The organism is Bacillus cereus group sp. MYBK95-2 (assembly GCF_051915225.1).
Lineage (GTDB): Bacteria > Bacillota > Bacilli > Bacillales > Bacillaceae_G > Bacillus_A > Bacillus_A cereus.
Genome location: NZ_JBQAEH010000003.1, coordinates 1 through 18,602, shown reverse-complemented (window position 1 = coordinate 18,602; position 18,602 = coordinate 1). Strand labels below are relative to the sequence as shown.

The window sequence follows — 18,602 nt, the reverse complement described above, 5'->3', positions numbered from 1 at the left end:
ACATCTTTTTTAGATAGACATTCCCGCTTACATTTATTGTAAAATTATCCCATGGATATAATTACTGGTACCACTTAATTTTCCCATATTATACATAAAAAAACTAATTAAATTAGAATGAAGATTCTATGACATTTTATTTATTTACAAATAAATCTGATTATTATCTATAAAAAGAAAGCCATCATCATAAAGATGCCTGCCCTCTTCATTAATTATTTATTGCCACCACCAAGAAATACTACTAGTAATAGACATCTTAGTTGCAGCCATTGAAAGATTAAACATCATTTTTTTGAGCATTCGTTTTTACCTCCTTAATTGTTTTGTCAAACTGTTTTTCTGTCCGTTCTTTTCTTATGGAAAATATTAAAAGTAGAATAAATACTAAAGTTGAGCTAATAGTTAAAAATATTAAATTCAAATCAGTACCTTTTACATGTGTCATAAACATTGAAGCAGGTAGAACAATTGCCGCAACAAGAGAAATTCCTATCACTATATATTTCTCATATTTAAAACGTATTTTTTCGAAATCAAATTTAAAAGTCCACTCTTGAGAATAAAGAACAAATGCTAATAAAGCATAGCTAAAACCAGATGTAATATCCATTGCATAATTCCTCCAAATATGCTCTTTCAATTCAGAAGGACTAAAAAATCCAAGTGAAGCAAATATGATCATAATTTGAATAATAAGAGGTATAATGACACCTCCTGCAACAGTCACTACAAGTGCCCAAATAATAGAAAGCTTCTCTATAGCAGCTAAATAAAGGAAAGTTATCAGCATTCCTATAATCGGTACTAAATAACCAATACCTTCTTGTTTATTAAAGTAGATGGAGTAATTAATAATACTAGTCAAAAATGAAAGTAGAGAAATTATCGTAATGTTTCGATGGAACCTTAAACAGAATATAGCGCACATAATTGCATAACTGCCAATTCCCAAAATTGTTTGAGATAAAATAAACCAACCCAAGTTTGCTGAATTCAAATTTTTCACCCCTAAGATATAAAAACATATGCATTACACTCTAATAATTTTGCCATACTCCATTTTAAGATACCAATTAACTTTACATAAACATTCAATGAAATCATTGTCATCTTTCTAAACATTCTCACTAATTTATCCTTTCATTTTCCTCTTGGATTTTCTTATTTCTTGATTGAATGATCTCACTAGATAAATAAAGTAGATATTTTTCATCAAAACGAAATAACGGAGTGGGGGCAATTTTCTCAAAACACTTCAAATGTATATTTAAAAACAACTACTTAGGATTAATAATTATTTTTTAAAATGTGTATTTATAGCCTTTTTATCTTTTACCATTAAGTAATCCCGGGTTTTAAATCTCTATTTTTCTACACGACATTCCCAGCCGTTTGCTTTTCTTTCTGGTTTCTAATTTCTAGCCCCTTCCTTTAGTATTCTTATAAAGCTGAATCTATTTACATAATTACAAATTGCTACATTCTCATATTCGCCATTTGTTTCTTACTACACTTATGCAACAAGACCCAACTCCTGATCACAACGAGTGGTATACTTGTAGTTGGTAACATCATCTTTCGGACCAGTGATAGTAACAACTCTAGATTTGTAACAAACAGCTTGGTATCTAGATGTTACTAATATATAATGATTTTTAACCTTAGAAGGTTTGCGGTATTTTACATCACGAGCAAGATCTCGATTAATTTGCATTACAACACGTTTCTTAGAAGCAGTTCTTTTTCCAACACGTTGCTTATACCTCCTGACGGCATGTTCTGTAATTATCATCTTGAGCTTCCCCTTTCGGTTATACAAAAATATTTTCTATCTAATTGATTTTCTATTAAATTTTCTTCACAACTCTCAACTTCTTCAAATGGATTTAACGCCTAACTTTCGCATTTATTATAGTTGGTGGCTACAATTTAAATGCTGTATTTTCATTTGGTAATGTAAGTACTCATAAATGCAAATCCCCCCTATTCACAACTCTCAATAGAAACGTAAGCAGTTAATTTGAAAACGTCAATAAGTCGGTAAAAAAATAAGACGAGCATTTAAGCCCGTCTTACAAGATGACATTATTCCTTAAGTTCTTTTGTCTTTGACGTTACCTTGTTATCATTTATCAATGTCAGCACCGATGCGATAAATGTAACAACAGCAGCAACTTCTGCTTCACCTAATACAGGTAAAGGTTGATAGCCTTTAGAAGTCAAATACTGATTCAACCAAGCTAGTACAAAGACAATAATTCGAATTAATGCCCCCTTATTATCCATTAAAACATCTTTAAACATATGCAACACCCCAAAAAAAGAAGATATGGTACTTAATCACCATAACGAATTACAGAGATTAGAGCCATATCCTACTTTTTCTTCTCCCAACTTAAATCACATTTACAAAATCATGTTCTTAAGGGAGAGTAAACAAGTTCTATTATTGTTGCTATTTAGGTTTCACTCATTGGTGCATACGATTATCATAATTTACCTTAACCACATATCCAAGTTCTACAATTTTTAAATCCACTATTTTTCTCAAGGCTAGTAGAAATTTTTAATTACTCTTAAGCTTCTATTAACTTATGAACTATATCCTCTGATACAGCTTCATCCCCTAATTTGAAATCCCTCTTTCAAACATCTCTTTAGAGTATTAATCGAGGGATTTCAATGTAGCGGTTTTTAATATTGCTGTTGTTAATAATTTTAGGAGGCCAGGTTAGACCCTTTCTTGTTCCTTATAATCATGATTAACTGGTAAATTTAAACTTGTATACATATATAAACCAAACAAGTGACTTACAAACATCTTAACCCTAGTACATTTACCTTTCTCCTTACTTTAGTTAAGGGTATTAACTCTAAAAAAAGGGAGCCTCTTTCAAGGAGCTCTTGAACTAATTGGCTAAGACTTAGCAATCATTCATGATGTTTGAAAATTGCTCCGGAGTCGTATGCTTAGAAATAGCGCGGATAAGACATGATAAGTTAGGTTGTTGTTTTGCAGCAAACACTGCTTGATCAATTACTTCCATATACCCTTTCCCTTTACACATACAGCAAAATCCTTTCTCCGTAATACCGGTGCTATCACACCATGAACATGAACGATTCTTTAGCATAGCTAACCCTTCCTTTCAAAAAATATATACTGAACGAATGGTCGTAATCCTCACTTTTTTATAATAGAAATGTATTTTAGTTGACCATTCCGAACTGTCTAACATAGGAAAGTATGAATCTACTTCATTGTGTGTATTATGAATGCGCGTAGAATAAAGATGAGAAACTATTGGTAGGAACAATTTATAAGTTTGCTGACTAACAATAACAACAAAATCTTTATCCTTTAATTGTTCACCCCTAAATTGAATATAATCAAATCCTCCAAAAACAAATTTTACATCTATTAAATAGAAATAATCTATTTTCAAAGGTATTGGCTTCTCTTATAGGAAGTACTGTATTAAATCAATCTTTAATGTTTTGTGACTAAGTAAAAAAAATTTTATAATTCATAATAAATTTATCTTTCTTTGTTGATATGAAATGGGTCATATCATCTTTTAATCGACAAAACATTCTATTATCAAAACCAAAACTTATTAATTGCACACATTAATTTTGCAATATTCATTTATTATCCTTCCCCGTTTCGTATTTTGTAACAAGTTCCTGTGCACGCAATAGAATTTCCACATCTTCATACAACTCAAACTGTTTTACGGGGTCCTTTTCATCCTTAGCACGTTTTTCCACCTTTTCAACAAGGCTTCCAAGATTAAAAGTTTGTTCTTGTTTCATGACTTGCTTAGTTACATATTCATACTCTTCTATTAAACAGTTGGATATTTGTTCTACAGATTTTTCATGCGATAAAGTTTGTCTATAAGAATTATAAAGGGTCATCGTAAATTGATGGAGCCCTTGTTTTAACTCCGACCGTAACCTTCTCTGATCACTCATATAATCACCTCCACCAATAAATAACCTACTTTAAAATGGTAAATCATCATCACTGATATTTATGTCACCAGTGAACATTTCAAAGTTATTTTGTTGTTGATTACTATTATTATCAAAGGTAAAAAATACAATGTTATTTGCGCGTAATTCCCAGTACGTAGTTTTATCCTTCTTAGAAGATTTCATTTTACCGATTACTTGCACAACAGAACCTTTCTTTTGGTATCTTTGTACCTTTTCACCCATTTTCCCCCAAACAGATAAATTAAAGAAATCAGTAGTTTTTTTATCTCCATACCCATCATCTACTGCTACAGCAAAACGACAAACTGTCTTTTCACCATACGTATTACTCTCAGGATCACGAGTTAAGCGACCTGTAATTGTAATAATTTGATGCATAATAAATTACCTCCAACTAATGTTTAATTAATTTGGTAAAAATGTTTCATTTGCCACATAGTCATGAAGCTGTTTTAACAACAGAAATACAGCCAATTTAGTGGAGATTTTACTTTTCTTTAAAATCCTGTATAAAAACTTTACTTCTATTTATGACACGTGAAGATTACATTTCTCCCCCATTTTTCTCTATAAGTTTATTAAAAGGAGATTGCTGATAGTTTATTTACTATCTTTTTGAAAGAAGTACCTACATATTTCTATTAAAATATGATTATCATTAGTAGTGTCATGATTTATGAAAATAGAAGTACTTCTTAAACATTTCATGTTATAGTAAAATGTTTTTAATGAAACAACATCAAACTGCTTTTATGAGTTATTAATAAATAACTCCTCTCAAAACGTAAGCACTTAAAAATTAAAAATCAAGGTAAAAAAAGAGCTTTCCCACGTAGTTTTTTTTCTACACAAGTAAACTCTTTACATTAGGCGTATATATTATTTTAAATATATCTAATCTGTTAATAGTACGAGCGAGAGAATAATCATAAGTTACCAGAAAGAACAGGTTACAAAATCGCGTAAACCTTACCAACTACTACCCACCTAGCTAGTAATCCTCTTCGACCATTAGTATATCTATCTGTAGTATTATCGTTACATTAGTTACCTAGTACTAATTCATAACCTAGCCAATAAATAATTATTGTATTTCTAGTCTTATAAACCCTGAGGACTAAGTTGCTTAAAAATGTTTTCAACTAATATCAAACTCCTTTTCGTTTTATTAAAAACAAACGACCCAAACGGTATTTTAATCCGTGCTACCGCATAGGCTATGCAGAGCTATAGAACTATAATTTTTTAAAATGACAAACTTGAACCTGTAACTCTATGTGTGTAAGATAAGCGCTCTAACAGCTAAGCGAAAGAGAAATAATATTTAAAATCATAAGTACTTCTCTTTTATTTTCCGGTATTTATTTTTTATATTTAAATTAAGGGCTCCTACCACTCCCCTAATCTAGTATTGAATACTAGGGTCTTCTTCCTCACAGCGAAGACCATCCTAAAATCTATTAATTTAATTTTAAATATATTTGCTGGATTATTAATAAAACCCTATAATCAAATAAAGTCAATAATAACTTTTAAATTATCTAAATAAAAAAGCAGACACAACATGTGCCTACTTTTTTGGAAATTAATATCTTGTTAGATTTGCATAAGATAGAGAAACCCAACCATCATGCACTCTCGCCCATCCATCACTAATATCGTAAATATTCCACGTTTCTCCATTAAGGATAGTACGAATAATATCCCCATCTGTAGAAGATTGTGTACGAACGTTTAGATTTGCAGTAGTTGTAATCTTCCCAATTGGATCACGTTTTCCAGCTAAATTTTCTGGATTTCCATTAGAACTTCCTGCAGGAGTAAACTTAACATAAGCAGGACCTGCTGACACCCACTGGTTTCCTCCAACATTGTATAGACCATTAGATAGTCCCCAAGTTTGATACATTTCACCTTTTTTCACTGTCTTAACAACTCGTGAATCAAAGCTAGCAAATTCCCTTACATTAAGTTCTGGAACAAGAATCTCAACAACACCAATACCATCTGAAGATGGGGGTTGAGTTACTGGTGGTGCTATAGTTGCACCCGTACCAGTAAGTTCAGCTTGTACTGCTGCTAAGAAACTATTCCAGCGCCCTTCATCTAAGATACGGTGTGGGCAATTCTTAACTGCTCTAGAATTACCGTTTCGAACACCAATCTCTGTCCAACTCTTATGAGTACGCACACGATCAATTCCCCATCCGCGTTCTCGTAACAGTTGAGCGACGAATTTAATTGCTAAACTTTCAGCTTTTTCGTATCTTGGACCACCAGACAACGAGTAACAGATTTCAACACCGATAGATTTTCGGTTTCCATTCCCACCGCCATCTCCACAATGCCAAGCATTACGATTAACTGGAATACCCTGTATAACTTCAATATCATCTACTGCAAAATGAAATGAAACCTCATTGTTATTTCCAATCATGTAATTTATTTCATTTTTTGCAGGAGCATCATTATACGTATTATGCACTGTAATATACTCTGCGTTCATAGAATAAGGAGCTTTGATTGGATATTTACTTGCAGCCACAAGATTTTGTATAACTGGAATGGCCATAGTCGTACACCTCCGTATAGATTAAAATGCACGACTAAATTAACCACTTCCTATGTTTAGTTCAAGGTTAAACTTAATCTACTTTATTGAGCGCTCCTAAATGAAGAGAACTGATATGTCTATTTTTTTCTGTACCGCACTGTTTTTACCATTTGTCTACTACACTATTTCCAGAAAATAAGGGTAGCCTTTTCCATCCTATATTCTCTTTAATACCAGGCTATTAAGCTAAACCTGCTACTACCTTATCTTCTACCACCTCAAAGGATAGTTTAAAGCCTTCTTCTTCAACTAAATAAGTAGCAAGTTCACTTAGGATATATGCTGTGTATTCGTGCTTGTACTCTACAGACTCTTTAAAACCTAACATATTTGCCTTTTTATAAAAAACAGAAGAAAATAGAATTTCGTAAACCTTAATTCCACTAGGGTCTAAGCAGACTGTTTGACTAGCAGCTCCGTCTTCAATAATTTCGTTAACAACTTCATCAAGGATACTTTTTATTTTTCCCTCAGTAGTCTTAGCAGGTCTTTGTTGTTCTACTTGATTTTTAATATTTGCAGCAAAATCTTCTTTGGTATTCACTTCAGATTGAGCCTTTATATCTTCTACAAGTTTTTTGAAAGCAGCTTGTTCCTTGATGAAAGCTGCAAGATTAGCCTTTGGTTCTAATTTCATGTAAGGAATCATTACTGAAGAATCCATATCTACTTTCGCTACTTGTTCACGAATTTGTTTAGAAAGTTGTTGAGTTGAAATTTGAGAAGCTAATAAGCTAGCAAGAATTGGTTCTTGTATTGTTTTCTCTTTAGATTCAATTCCTACAATAGATAAGAGTTCTGTCAATAATGGATCAGTGAAAATACGAGAAATTACTTCGTTTATCCCTGCATGAGTTTCATTACCTTGTGGGTGTGAATTTAATACTGTTTTAAATTCTATTACCTCTCTTGGAGATGTTTCTAATAAAGCCTTTGCTACAGATTCAATGTATTCTTTAGCTAATGTTTTTTGCATAGTTAAAATCCTCCTGTATTGTCTTAGTTTGCTTAGTTATTTGTTACTCGATTTATATAGCGTTCGCTATCTGCAATTTCAAAAATATGAAAATCCACTCTAATTAAGAGGTGTTCATTAGTGTTTAAGAAATCTTCTTTTGTTTTTAATGTAATGCAATCTAATGTATAATTCCTCTAACTAGAAAACCAGATACGTGAGGAACAACTACATCTGGTACTGCATCCAGAACACTACCTTCTACCGGTCCTAATTCTTCTGTTGTCAATCTGTTCATATTCCTTTTGAATTCTTTAAGACTACAGACTGTATTTTATGAAGTGCATCAGCCCACCTCATCTTACCTCTTATTTTGAGTCGCTTTAAGAGGATTCGACGTTATATTTTTTTGCATGTACAAACAAAACCATTTGAGAACAAAAAGTCAATAGGTCAGAAGAAAATTGTACACTTGTAATTTTCATTAAATCAATAAGACGTTATCCAACGCTTTATTCTGGTAATAATTTAATTTCTCTCACTAACACACGAAAAGGTTCAAATCCATGTGAAACAATAATATCTGTATTTGCCTTTGATTTGAATTTACAATCTCTTTTTAAGGCAAACATTTTCCCACTCGCAATTACAACATCACCTTTTTTAGCACTGAGTTTCTGCCATAAAGTTACTGGTACCACAATTAATAGCTCACCAAAACCATCATTAAGTGTTACATAGACAATATTAGCACCCGCAGTATCACTTAGATTATTCATGTTTACAATACTCTGAATCTGTCCACCACAAACAATTTCCTTCTCCTGCATTCCACTAGATTTTAAATTGTAGGAGAATTCGCTAATATGAGATTGTAGTCTCTTCATTAGTTTTGCTGCTTCTAACACCTCCGTATTAGTATCTACTAGTACATCTAGTTCGTTATTTACATAAATTTCTTTTAGTATATTTGTCATTTGAAAAATCCTTTATCACATAGTTTTTTGTTTTTTCAATAGATTAGATTATATTTTTATAGAGGAATACAGTAGAATCCACTAAAAATAAAAAAAAGACCACTGATTCGAGAAGTCAATTCTCATTCAATCAAAACAGGTCCTTTACAATCTATTACTCCAATTAATAACTTCAAATATGCATTGAAAATTGCGAACAAATGCTAAATATGTCTTATTAATCAAGTATGTAATTACAGTCTACTTACTACATTAGTCAATCCCTCAATCACAGCAAGTTCGTTACTACACTTAATATGTCCCGAAGTACCACATGTTCTTTTACCATTGAAATATTTTCTAACATCCGTTTTACCCTGCCAATAATAAAGACCTAATACTTCCTATTAGGTAATGATTTCAATTCTGTATAGATAATTAGAAAACCTTCACATACTAAGGATTGGTTAAAATCTTTATTGACAATACAATGCAAAAGAATATTGCAATTGTTTCTAAAAACTTGGTATATTCTTCAAGAATTCGCCATACTAATCTTCACACTTAACTTGTCCCTTATGAATTCTTAATGTATGTAATGTTATATAACTAACAAGGTGATTAATTATATCTTTAACCCTACTAGTATTAGGAATACACTAAAATATTTTAGTTAAGTCGAAATTTTTTTCAAATTACTACATATGATTAGTAACTTTTATATTCAACTAGCTTCCTCGTACTCGATTTGTGCTTCTGGTTTTAAGTACATCTTCCGTTGTTCTTGCTTTCTTAAATGTCGTGGAAGGAACATCTTCGTACCGTTTAACCCAAATGCAATCCTATTCCAGTCTGTCAAGATAGTTGTTTTTAGCAACTTCGGATTTTGAAGAATGACATTGTATGCTTCACGTAACGTTAAGTCATCAAGATCAATCCCTTGTTCAGTAAGAAAATCAATTGTACTACCACGTTGAGTTAATAAGTCATCTAAACCGTTGTCTGTTAACGCTAACAAAGCTTTGAACTCGGTAAAAGTAAAACGATCTCGTACAATATGTTTATTTGTCGCCATTAAATCGTACTTGGCTAATTTTTCTGCAACCCTTTCTCCTTCTGCACTGTTAATTGTATAAATAGTAATATTAAGGCTTTTCAAAAATAATTCCTCCTAATGTTTTCTTAATGTAGGTAACATAAACACTTGATTTAAAAAATGCTAGTAATTTTATCAAAAGCACCACTTCATTTCAGAAAAAAATTGTAAACTTTAAAAACACAAGAAAAGTAGGAGCTTTAGCCCCTACTTAATTACAAAAACCATATCTCACTTAATTTTCCTATCTTTCAGATAAATGACATTATCGACATATTTCATTCATGTAACAAATAAAAATATATCCTATTTTGTTGAATAAACACTAGATTAACAAAGTTAATATTGTTTTTTAGTTAAAATAACATTTTTGTCATTAAATAACTAAAGTTAGTATTTGTAAAAAAGGTGATTGCAATCGCTATTTGTCCCTTGTATGATAAAACCAAGAAAAATAAACATCATTAAATCCAATTTGTCAATACCTTTTCGAGACATTTCATAAAAATTAACCTAAAAAATAGGCTGCGATGTTCGCCACATCGAGCCTAGGACAAAATTTAAAAGTAAGAACACTTATATTTTCGTTTTGAGTCTAAAATTGGAATGCGTAAATTAATATTTCAATTTGTATTTGTTCTATTATGAAAATCTATCATCTTTAATAATACAAAGATACTGCTCTTTATCTTTTTAATCTTTTGTCCTTTGCAAACTATTATACTACCAATGAATCTGGAGGCTTTTTTATGTTAAAAAAGAGAATTAATATAAAAGATATACCAAACGAAGAGTTCTATAAACTACCTAAAGTTTTCATTTGGAAAAAACAATATCGTGAAAATTTAAGTATCGGTGCGAAATTACTATACATGTTAATAAGAGATCGATTTAATTTATCTATATATACAACACAAATTTCAGTTGATAACGGAAACGACACGCCTGCCTTCGTAGATGAAAAAGGTGATATTTATTGTATTTTAGATAATCAAGAAATCGAATTCTCATTAAATATTTCAAACAAAACTGTTACGAAGTTCATGGAAGAGCTTATAGCTGAAGAACTTGTATCCACAGAATCAGTAGATGGAGGCGCTAATCGAATCTACTTGAATGAACCCGACCCTAGTGGAGCGTCATTAGCACATTTCCTAGGTGAAAAAGAATACTACAAACATGTTAAGATGCGTAAGAAAAAGAAGAAAGAACCATTAAAAACATTAGAAGAGTGTATAGCTACTGCCATAGATAAATACGGTGTAAAAAAAGTAGATAAGAAAAATTCCGGTACTAGGGAAGGAGAAATCCCGGTACCTAGTGACGGAAAAAGTACACCCCTTAGTGAGGAGAAAACTCCACCCCTAGGGGAGGAAAAAGTACATCCTAATAATATTTATTCTAGTTATCTTGACCTTAGTGAGATTTATCCCAACGAGAATGATACATATCCAAATAAATCTTCTAAAACAAAAATAGATGAAGAACCAATAGAAGAACTTAAAAATAATATTGTTTTACAAAAGAATAATTATGCCTTATTAAATCCTATCCTTGAACAAGTTGGGATCTGTCCCGATCTAAAGGCAATTAATGTTGTGAAGAAAATACTTGCAGAAGCTGGAATTACAACATTCCACAAGGTAGATGTATTAAATGCAATAGGTAAACATGCTATGAACGTCAAAAAGTATTTATCCCAAGGCGAAGTAATTGAATATGAACCTGCATTTTTCGCTAATAATCTTGTAGACCGTATTAGAGAGAATACTCTTAAGCGTCAAAACGAAGTAAAAAAACTGAAAAAGATAGAAAACCAACAAACCCATGAAACCACTTTTCATTTTTCTTCTTACAATTGGCTTGAAGCAAATTAAAAAAGGGTTCAGTTGCAAAAAACATTTGATAGAAATATAGACCCAATAAAGCCTATTTAATGACAGATTATGACGCACTTCCAAATAACTTATGTATGAACCTAACTTCATTTTAAATAGATTTCACCTATAAGTTAAGTTGGCTTTCATTACTTGCGTAACTTCAACGCCGTTCAATATACAAGTGGCTATTTCATACATCTTAAATTTCAAATCAGAACATACACATTTCTTAATGAAACAGAGGTCCTTTTCACTATATTATTATAATATTTAACTTTAATTATTTATATACTTTTCTCTCCTCTAAACTCATGAATTGCTATAGGAAGAGTTCTTGTTCTATAGCAATTCAACAGTTGAGAAAATAAAAAGACACTTTTTCACAATCTTTAAGTAAAATTCTGTATTTTAGACATACGTAAATGGAATTTCTCTTAGTGCATCTTTTATGAAGTCACTGGAAGTTGCTCCGTTAATTTATTATTCCTCATTCAATTTTAAATACATTTTTAAAGCCTGCATTTCAAAATCGAACTTTCGTTCTTCATCAGAACAAAATATTATCTTTCCTTTATGTATAATTTGGAGCTAATGAACTGTTGAACTTTTTGATAAATCAACATATCAATATCTATATGAATCATATCTACCAACTCCTGAACTCATAAAACGTTTAAAAATTCCTAAAGTTATGTCTCTTAAATATGCTATATCAATATCATTATCTCTCCACTACTTTTTTATTGTTAGGGATTTTACCCCTTTGTTACATATTCTTTTTAACAAAAAAATTAATTTTAAAAAATTTTTTAAACCTCTTTATAAAAGAACTAATGTTCGTGTATAATAAGAACTAATGTTCTTTTGTTTTTAAAAAGAATTACAATGTACAATTATTTAATCCTACTGAATAGGGTCATCTTAGATGTCGATTTTCACATTTTTTATCATTTTAACCAAGATGATTCCTTCTAAAGAATGCAACGATAAGGCTTCTAACCGCAAGAACTGTGGAACTAGCCTAATAAATTAGAGTTCGATAGAACTCTTTACTTAGGAATTCCTTCTTCTAAACGAAGTAAAAATGAGATAGTTCAAATCAGCAATATACTGGCGAAACCATTCGTAGCACAAACATATCCTTAACAAACCTACTTCAAGAAGGAGAAGAACAAATTTCACTTTTTGATAATGTCACGCAAAGAGAACAAGAAATAAAGCTAACGAAAGTAACGGATGAAATACGCACAAAATTTGGAGAGAATAGCATATTAAGAGGAATTTCGTATACAAATAATGCAACAGCAAGATACAGAAACACACTGTTAGGGGGACACAAAGCATGAACAACGCTAATATGCAACAAGGCCGAGGAATGGTAAAATGGGCGCAATTCGCCGGAATTCGTGAAATGATCAAAGAGAAAAATAAAGTAGCATCTCCCATTTTAACCTCTGAAGAAAAGGAACTGATTAAGAACATGCTTTTATGTTCCTTATTGTCCGAAGAAGAAATACTAATTACATATTATGAAGGCGGCTATTTACTTACTAACTATATGACCATCATCGATATAGATCCGCTAAATAGCGCTATCATATGTACGGATGCTTTTTATAATAAGTTGACACTACAATTTTCGGATATACTGGATGTAAAATAGAATAGATTTAAACGTTTGTATTGTTATAAAGGAGTGTATAAAATGCAAGGGAATCAGATAAAAAAGAATGCAGCAAGAACAGTTATTCATAATGATATAAATAACTATCCCTATTTAAATATACCTATGATTATCAATGAGAATGATGGAATAATTTACGAGGTTTTAAGCGCTGGTTTTCATAATAATGATGCAGTAGCAATGATAACAACTGACGGTTTCACTACAAATAGGGTAAATACACCAATCGTAACAGTAAAAAACGATGATAGTAGTATCCAAGTATTCCGTTTACCTTTAGAATTGGATGATTGGGTGCTTTCATGTATGCGCGCTGCTTCAATAGGAAAAAATCCGTTCCCATGTAAAGTTGCTTTTGGAATCATTGATACTAAATGTCATGTGGAATTCAAGTAAAAAAGGAGTAAATTAATTTGTTCCTTTTATAATTTTTGGGACATTTATTTTTCTTAAGTTGATGGGCATGTAGCGGTATCCCTCAATATTAAATTTCAAATGCATGAAAATGAGAAAAAGTTTAAAATAATTTATATACAAATGAAATAATCCAGCGAGAGTATCAAACTGTATACAATTTGCCTTTTCACACTAAAAAATGATACTAAGGTCATTGAAAGGCACCTCAGGGTGTCTTTTTCTTAATTCTAATCCGCAGTAACAAATTCATATTTTTTATACAAAAAACGGAAAAAATATTTTATAATTCTATTTAGATTAATATTGCGTTTTTGATATAAAACTTATAGAAAAATGGCGGTGATTGATTTTATGTTTAATATTTCAAAGGGTGCGATGATAGATACAATAAACAATATGATTTACAACATTGCTCTTTATGTCTTTGTATTTATTATTTGCATGTGGATTTTAGTATGTATTGTTCGATTATTTGTAAGAGGATTATCTAGAGTAATACCTATAACGTATACACCTCCATTGCAATCTAAAGGAAATGGAAAAAGAAAACAAAATAAAAAAAGGAGTGCGTCTTATAGAGTTCAATCAGTTGGAAAGAAAGCAAATACAAATAAAGTTGTAAATTCTGATTTGGATGATGAAGATGATTTTAACAACTATTATGACGACTACAGTTCCCCTAGCTATTATAGCTCTTCTAATAGTTCAAGTTCCGAAAGTTCATATAGTAACTCCAATTATAACAGCACTTCTAGTTACAAAAATGAAGATTCCTCTAAGTATGATAGTCCTTCTTATAATTCTAGTTATAATAGTAACTCAGATGAAAATGATTATTAATAATATACGAACTTGCATGATAGTTCATAATCTATTTGTCATAGAAATGCACACATCCATGTATTCAAAATATATTAAATTGCAACAATCATTTTGGTTAGGAATCTTATCCATAACATTAAACTTAAGATGGTTACATACGGAGAAAGGCGCCTTTGGTGTCTTTTCTTTGTATAGATCAGTACCAAGCTTCTAATATATTACGTAAGAACTTGACGCTATTTTAAATGGCTCAAAAAATAGACAATGATTTTCACTTCCAACTTCACAAAACAATTTCCCCTTTTTAATTTGCTCTATTTGACGATGTTCATGCAAATTGAATCATTCTATCCACTAAACAAGAAATAATTCTCCAAGAGCTGAATATATCAATCAATAAAGCAATTTTTCATATAATTGATTTCTTGTTTCATCTAAACCTATATCCTTAGACCTCTACGCTTGAAGTATCCTTTACGGATAAAACATTCCTTCACTACTACGTCAATTAAATCTTTTCTTGCTGCAGTAGTTTTTCTAATTCATGAAGAAATGTATGAGTTTTCTCAACATCCTTTAAGATATCCTCTAGGTTCTCATTTGCTACAAAATCTCTAATAGAATGGTTAAAAACCATTAAACTACCATATCTATGCTCTATTTCTTTAAACCACACTTCTTTTTCCAAAAGCTTAAAATTTTTACGAATGACTTTTTCCCTTTTTGAAGGGATGGACATAAAGAGTCCTCCTAATACATCACCGATTACATCTCCCATGTGAAAACCTCTCTTTTATATATTGTAAAATTTAGAAAAAACAATATATAGTAGTATTTCCAATACACTTCAAATAACGGTTCGTTACCAATTAGAGTGAACGGTAGAACTTGCGTTATGGTTTTTTTCTTATCTCGACAGAATACGACATCACCATTTACCTTAATTTGGTATAATCATCTGTGGAATTTTACAATTTTCAAAATGGAGGAATTAAACATGTTCAAAAAGTTGAGTACCATTGCATTAGGAAGTGCTTTAGCGATGAGTCTAGTTGCTTGTGATGATTCGTCAAACAAAGCTTCTACAGAAAAGAAAGATGAACCAAAACAAGAGGCTAAGAAAGAAGCAAAACAAGACCAAAAACAAGAAACGAAAAAGGACGATAAAAAGAAGATAACGGTTGCCGATGTGGATACTATTAAAACTGGTGATCCTGTAACTGGTGAAGGTGGAGATAAATACGAGGATCTAGTTGCTAAATATGGCGAACCTGACATCAAATCTGATTCTACAAGTAAAAATGTAAAAACGTATACTGCTAGTTGGAGTAAAAATGCAAAAGGTGGCACAGGAGCTAATTTCACCGTTAGTTTCATTGAAAAAGATGGTCAAAAGTTAGCAGTAAGTAAAACTCAAATAGGGATGGAGTAAATCCTAGTCATAGAAATCATGGTTATGAGGAAACTTCTAAATCGTGATAAAACAAGCACTCGAATGGGTGCTTGTTTTATCATTTGAAAGTAATGAATCACCGGAAATTCCCGCTTATTAACAAACGATTTATTCTTCTTACATTTACCACCAGACAAAAAACATGTAGTACCCTGTATTTTACGTACTGGAAAAGCAATTTCATAGATACATCCTTTTCAACTTGATATGCTCTGTTCTCATAATATAATTCCGTACTAGATATCTCTGTTTTAGATTCTATATATATAACTTGATCCTTTTAATGATTAAATATTGAATCCCGTTTTATTTTCACAAAGTTGTAATGGCACAACCCCCATTCAACTAATTTTTATATATTTTTAGGTTTAGTAGGCAGAAATAACAATTAAAAATAAATTAAAATTGAAAGAGATGATACAAATTATGTTTAAAAATGAGGAAGAGCTGCAAAAAGCTTTTGAAGCAGCAAAGGCGACCTTAGCAATTGAGGGATTGACTGTTACAAAGGAAATGGAGAAAGTCATAAAGGATAAGTTACGGAGAAAGATTACTATGGAGGAATTAATCCGTTTAGCAGATGATATTGCCAGACGCAAATAAATAATCTTTTACTTTAAAATCTGTAACCTTGATACCCGCTTTTCACAAAATTAATAATAAAACCATTTTGGAAAGAGATTCAACAAAATGGTTTTTTAACTCTTAAATGAGTCTTACACTTTATAATAACTCTCTTGGAATTCGTACGGTGAGATTTTCGTATTTTAGAAAAAGTAATAGTGGAAGTTATACCACTTAAGACAAGTTTTATTAAATTACGTATGTAACAACAATGCCAATCTTTTTTCAAAAGGAAGGTTGGCATAACCCTCCATCCCCTCACACCTTACTTTCTCTTAACAACAAACAAAACACCACCCAATCCGCAGTAGCGCTTACAACAATTCCTATACATTTAATCAAAACTATTGATTCTCATATCATTTATTTCTTTGCTTCCATACCCCATTCTCTCTACGAAAAGTATTCTTTCCATTCATGAATTCAGCTGTATTACCAGGAATGCTATATTTCTTATTCTTTTTCTTAGCCTTCTTCTTCAGCCTCTTCTCTTCTTGAACAGCTTGCAGATCAGCCCTCCATTATTTCAACAAATCCTTTTCACGTCGCATCGAATTTGTGCCTCTCAGACTAAAATATGAATCCAATAATTAGGTGCTTTCTATTTATATACTCTTTTTAACCAAATGTTCATTTTGTTCACATACACGTTTAATGTGTATTTTCTATATAACAAAGAAATAATCACCTGCTATGGACGTTTTCCTTATCTAGACCTAGACCTGTGCAACTATATAAATCAACTAGGGTCTATGTGGAACCTGAATTCCCATTCTTTAAATTTCCCTGGATACAACTCGTGTAGCATCTTATATGGACTATTTTTCCAACACCTATCTAATGAGGTTCTTGCCCCTTGATTAATTATCCATCTTCTACAAATGAACATCATATTTTTATAAATAAAATATTTTTAAAATCATCCCTAACACAAAGAATATAGATACTTATTTTACTTTCAAAGGCTGAAACATAAACATAACTGCATAACTACTGAAAATAAACATAAAATAGACGTTCTACTCCAAATGGATAGAACGTCTTTTCACTTTACTTCATACATATATCAATTTTTCACTTATTCATTTTGCATTACAATTAAAAAATCCATAAATTCATCTTCATTTACAGGTTTACTGTAGTAATAGCCCTGAATTAGATAACATACATTACGTTGTAACACTGTTAATTGTTCCTTCGTTTCTACCCCTTCTGCTATCACTTTCATGTTTAAAGTATGAGCAAGTGAAATAATGGTTTGTATAATTTCATCTCCATCAGTAGAAGTTCCAATCCTATTAACAAATTCTCTTGGAATTTTCAAAGTATCAATTGGATAAAGAGGCAGATACGCTAGTGAAGAATAACCTGTACCAAAATCGTCAATTGATAAATGTACACCAAATGATTTTAATGCTTTTAACTTTGATAAAGTTTCTCTTTCATCTACCATTGCAATTCGCTCTGTTAATTCCAAATCAATCGAATTAGCAGGTACTCCTATCTCTTCTATAGTAGATATCATTGTTTGAACAAAATCTTTCTGTTCAAACTCTATAGCTGATAAATTTATCCCCATCTTTAGATTTGAAAAACCCGCAGAATGCCATTCTTTCAGTTGTCGACACGCTTTCTGTAACGTCCACTTTCCAATTGAAATAATCTGCGCCGTTTCTTCTGCGATAGGTATAAACTCAAAAGGAGAAATCAGCCCAAGCTCTGGATGTTGCCAACGTATTAAAGCCTCTGCACCAATAACCTTACCTGCCTTACTATCAATTTGTGGTTGATACAATAAAAACAACTCATTATTTTCAATTGCATTTGGTAAATCCTGTTCTAATCGTAATCGACGAGTTACTTTTTGAGATAATGTCTCGTCATACATACAAACAGCATTGTTACCTTTTTCCTTTGCGCTATACATAGCGATATCAGCGTGTTGTAAAAGTGTAGTAGTATTTATTCCTCCAAATGGATACACCGCTATTCCTATACTAAGAGATAAGTAAAAACTATGCTGATTTACTACAAATGGTTCTTCAGTTATACGAAATAGAGTTTTACACAAATCCAATAGCTGTTGCTCTGTTTGG

General features: G+C 31.4%; 19 protein-coding genes and 2 pseudogenes. 7 read left to right on the top strand and 14 right to left on the bottom strand.

The features are described 5' to 3' along the window. Positions 1-280: 280 nt before the first annotated feature. The 11 genes from ACTFN4_RS11640 to ACTFN4_RS11590 form a co-directional block, all read right to left on the bottom strand. The gene (locus tag ACTFN4_RS11640) at positions 281-1,009 is read right to left on the bottom strand and encodes a hypothetical protein (protein ID WP_225989755.1); all 729 of its coding nucleotides are present in this window, start codon (positions 1,007-1,009) and stop codon (positions 281-283) included. Between the two features lie 507 nt (positions 1,010-1,516). Beyond that, positions 1,517-1,795 (bottom strand): hypothetical protein, encoded by a 279-nt coding sequence (locus ACTFN4_RS11635; protein ID WP_000587333.1) that lies wholly within the window; start codon positions 1,793-1,795, stop codon positions 1,517-1,519. 293 nt (positions 1,796-2,088) lie between these two features. After that, positions 2,089-2,289: a phage holin gene (locus tag ACTFN4_RS11630; RefSeq protein ID WP_227069120.1), complete on the bottom strand. Its 201-nt coding sequence runs from the start codon at positions 2,287-2,289 to the stop codon at positions 2,089-2,091. A 638-nt stretch (positions 2,290-2,927) separates the two neighbouring features. Continuing rightward, the gene (locus ACTFN4_RS11625) at positions 2,928-3,137 is read right to left on the bottom strand and encodes a hypothetical protein (RefSeq protein WP_000916955.1); all 210 of its coding nucleotides are present in this window, start codon (positions 3,135-3,137) and stop codon (positions 2,928-2,930) included. A 15-nt stretch (positions 3,138-3,152) separates the two neighbouring features. Then, complete coding sequence (locus ACTFN4_RS11620) at positions 3,153-3,320, bottom strand: dihydrofolate reductase (protein ID WP_232291888.1); 168 nt, start codon at positions 3,318-3,320, stop codon at positions 3,153-3,155. Between the two features lie 328 nt (positions 3,321-3,648). After that, positions 3,649-3,981: a hypothetical protein gene (locus ACTFN4_RS11615; protein ID WP_001283602.1), complete on the bottom strand. Its 333-nt coding sequence runs from the start codon at positions 3,979-3,981 to the stop codon at positions 3,649-3,651. A gap of 30 nt (positions 3,982-4,011) precedes the next feature. Then, the gene (locus tag ACTFN4_RS11610) at positions 4,012-4,383 is read right to left on the bottom strand and encodes a single-stranded DNA-binding protein (protein WP_439962319.1); all 372 of its coding nucleotides are present in this window, start codon (positions 4,381-4,383) and stop codon (positions 4,012-4,014) included. Positions 4,384-5,590: 1,207 nt separating this feature from the next. Beyond that, complete coding sequence (locus ACTFN4_RS11605) at positions 5,591-6,577, bottom strand: N-acetylmuramoyl-L-alanine amidase (protein ID WP_001007308.1); 987 nt, start codon at positions 6,575-6,577, stop codon at positions 5,591-5,593. Between the two features lie 223 nt (positions 6,578-6,800). Next, positions 6,801-7,595 carry a hypothetical protein gene (locus ACTFN4_RS11600; protein WP_439962318.1) on the bottom strand — a complete coding sequence of 265 codons (795 nt, stop codon included), beginning with the start codon at positions 7,593-7,595 and terminating at the stop codon, positions 6,801-6,803. 491 nt (positions 7,596-8,086) lie between these two features. Further along, positions 8,087-8,551 (bottom strand): hypothetical protein, encoded by a 465-nt coding sequence (locus ACTFN4_RS11595; RefSeq protein ID WP_000181810.1) that lies wholly within the window; start codon positions 8,549-8,551, stop codon positions 8,087-8,089. A gap of 703 nt (positions 8,552-9,254) precedes the next feature. Further along, positions 9,255-9,689 (bottom strand): ArsC/Spx/MgsR family protein, encoded by a 435-nt coding sequence (locus ACTFN4_RS11590; protein WP_000838805.1) that lies wholly within the window; start codon positions 9,687-9,689, stop codon positions 9,255-9,257. A 686-nt stretch (positions 9,690-10,375) separates the two neighbouring features. Here ACTFN4_RS11590 and ACTFN4_RS11585 point away from each other — a divergent pair. Further along, a complete protein-coding gene (locus ACTFN4_RS11585) occupies positions 10,376-11,503 on the top strand; it encodes a replication initiator protein A (RefSeq protein ID WP_000914744.1) in 1,128 nt (375 codons plus the stop codon). Positions 11,504-11,986: 483 nt separating this feature from the next. On the opposite strand, the pseudogene mntA reads toward ACTFN4_RS11585, so the two are convergent. Next, a pseudogene (mntA, locus tag ACTFN4_RS11580) lies at positions 11,987-12,232 on the bottom strand (type VII toxin-antitoxin system MntA family adenylyltransferase antitoxin); the annotation flags it as partial. Between the two features lie 371 nt (positions 12,233-12,603). Here mntA and ACTFN4_RS11575 point away from each other — a divergent pair. The 4 genes and pseudogenes from ACTFN4_RS11575 to ACTFN4_RS11560 all read left to right on the top strand — a co-directional run. Then, a pseudogene (locus ACTFN4_RS11575) lies at positions 12,604-12,852 on the top strand (DNA repair protein); the annotation flags it as partial. Then, positions 12,849-13,169, top strand: a complete 321-nt coding sequence (locus ACTFN4_RS11570; protein ID WP_001057826.1) for a YolD-like family protein — start codon at positions 12,849-12,851, stop codon at positions 13,167-13,169. The pseudogene ACTFN4_RS11575 and the gene ACTFN4_RS11570, both read left to right, overlap by 4 nt. A 42-nt stretch (positions 13,170-13,211) precedes the next feature. Continuing rightward, positions 13,212-13,586 (top strand): hypothetical protein, encoded by a 375-nt coding sequence (locus tag ACTFN4_RS11565; RefSeq protein WP_001161877.1) that lies wholly within the window; start codon positions 13,212-13,214, stop codon positions 13,584-13,586. Between the two features lie 372 nt (positions 13,587-13,958). Beyond that, a complete protein-coding gene (locus tag ACTFN4_RS11560; RefSeq protein WP_002204721.1) occupies positions 13,959-14,447 on the top strand; it encodes a hypothetical protein in 489 nt (162 codons plus the stop codon). Positions 14,448-14,937: 490 nt separating this feature from the next. Here the strand turns inward: ACTFN4_RS11560 and ACTFN4_RS11555 are convergent, their stop codons facing one another. After that, the gene (locus ACTFN4_RS11555; protein WP_000503057.1) at positions 14,938-15,207 is read right to left on the bottom strand and encodes a hypothetical protein; all 270 of its coding nucleotides are present in this window, start codon (positions 15,205-15,207) and stop codon (positions 14,938-14,940) included. A gap of 219 nt (positions 15,208-15,426) precedes the next feature. Between ACTFN4_RS11555 and ACTFN4_RS11550 the strand changes: the two genes are divergently transcribed. Next, positions 15,427-15,861, top strand: coding sequence for a hypothetical protein (locus ACTFN4_RS11550; RefSeq protein ID WP_000473787.1), 435 nt, complete (start codon positions 15,427-15,429; stop codon positions 15,859-15,861). 447 nt (positions 15,862-16,308) lie between these two features. Then, the gene (locus ACTFN4_RS11545; protein ID WP_000475744.1) at positions 16,309-16,485 is read left to right on the top strand and encodes a hypothetical protein; all 177 of its coding nucleotides are present in this window, start codon (positions 16,309-16,311) and stop codon (positions 16,483-16,485) included. Between the two features lie 1,099 nt (positions 16,486-17,584). Here the strand turns inward: ACTFN4_RS11545 and ACTFN4_RS11540 are convergent. Next, on the bottom strand, positions 17,585-18,602 hold a 1,018-nt coding region (locus tag ACTFN4_RS11540; protein ID WP_439962317.1), incomplete at its 5' end, for a putative bifunctional diguanylate cyclase/phosphodiesterase.